We start from the raw sequence: 764 nt of genomic DNA, 5'->3' as shown, positions 1-764 counted from the left end.
GTGAGCGAGGGGAAAAAGTGAGTGAGGGGAAAGTGAGCGAGGGGAAAAAGTGAGCGAGGGGAAAGTGAGTGAGGGGAAAGTGAGTGAGGGGAAAAAGTGAAGAGAGGCTTTTATTGCCATTAAGTATATTGCTTTTGACTTGTTCATTAAGGAGCATGGGGGACACTTCTCGTTTTATGCTTTTTTTATATTGGTGTCGTGTTTTTGAGAAAAATTGAGGCTCTTGCTTGAGTTGGTGCTCTTTCTTGAGTGGGATTTTTGCGAGCTTTTAAGGGGGATAAGTGAAGAGGGCTGCTCTTGGGTTTCACTTGCTGTTTCTGTTCTCTTAAAGAGAGAAAATCTTGTAACTTATTTTCTTTTTATCAAGCATAAAAATGTGTCTTACCAAGCGATATGGAGAGCGAAAAATCTATATTTAAAGCAAAAGATATTCTGGTGTTTGGGGAAAAAGAACCCATTTTCTTGCAGGTGGAGGCAAGGCGCATAGAGAAGGTGAGCCAAAAGCACACGTTTTGATCAAGACTTTTTGCTCCATGGAAAGGGCAACAGTGTTTTTAAAGAGCTTGGGGTGGAGGGGGAAAATTGAAAGAAAAGAGGGACATTTATTTATTTACGAGACTGTTATTTATTTACGAGACCGCTAAGGACAGTTTCTCATCTCTGGATGAAAAAGGTTTTGTGCAATTTGGTTATGGAATTGTTGGAGACGCTGGTATCCATGCTGCGGCTTGCCAAATGATTAATCCTTATCATTTGGGGGCTTT

General features: G+C 41.0%; 1 protein-coding gene. It reads left to right on the top strand.

Annotation, left to right across the window (positions count from 1 at the left end):
- Nucleotides 1-582: 582 nt before the first annotated feature.
- A partial coding sequence (locus ACFIML_RS09200) for a hypothetical protein (protein ID WP_375688027.1) occupies nt 583-764 on the top strand: 182 nt, incomplete at its 3' end.

Origin of the sequence: Bartonella sp. AC62GZZY (genome assembly GCF_042196525.1) — a bacterium.
In the GTDB taxonomy this organism is placed as follows: domain Bacteria; phylum Pseudomonadota; class Alphaproteobacteria; order Rhizobiales; family Rhizobiaceae; genus Bartonella.
Note: the sequence above shows the minus strand (reverse complement) of the source record. Positions and strands in the feature narration are given on the sequence as shown.